This window comes from Variovorax sp. 10L426 (assembly GCF_056395305.1).
This window is the reverse complement of record NZ_JBFTJF010000083.1, coordinates 1-477: the sequence shown is the minus strand read 5'-3', so window position 1 is coordinate 477 and position 477 is coordinate 1. Positions and strand designations below refer to the sequence as shown.

2 protein-coding genes are annotated in these 477 nt (G+C 63.5%); both read left to right on the top strand.

Translation table 11 applies throughout. From position 1 onward, the window contains the following. Window positions 1-241, top strand: a 241-nt coding sequence (locus AC1DHL_RS29855) for a hypothetical protein (protein ID WP_478164343.1), incomplete at its 5' end; no start/stop codon positions are given. After that, on the top strand, window positions 223-477 hold a 255-nt coding region (locus AC1DHL_RS29850; protein WP_478164342.1), incomplete at its 3' end, for a DUF4381 domain-containing protein. The genes AC1DHL_RS29855 and AC1DHL_RS29850, both read left to right, overlap by 19 nt.

Sequence of the window (477 nt, the reverse complement as noted above, 5' to 3'; positions counted from 1 at the left end):
CGGTGGCGGCGAGCGGAAAAATAACGAGTTCGCATCGGAAAAGATGGTCGGCGAGGGAAAAGGGACAACTTCCTTTTTGCAACAGGGTTGCATTATAGGGAAATTTGCGACGGATACGCCACCACTTTTTCCGCAGATCGACATGCGAAACAACCGCAACAAAACTATTGAAAAGGCCCCCGAAAAAATTGACTTCAGCCGCGCGGGCCGGCGGCGTAGCCTGTGCGGATCCCTATCCTGACCGCCCCCATGCCCGAGCTGGCCGACCTCGTCACGCCTTCGCCGCCCTCGTGGATGCCGCAGACCACTGGCTGGCTCGTGGTGGGACTGGTCATCCTGGCCGGTCTTGCCTGGCTGGGCTGGCGCGCCGGGCGGCGCTGGTATGCCAATCGGCATCGACGCGCGGCGCTGGCGGAGCTGACGCGCTGGACGCCCCAACTGGCTGGCGACGATCGCACCCGGGCCCAGGCCCTGCTG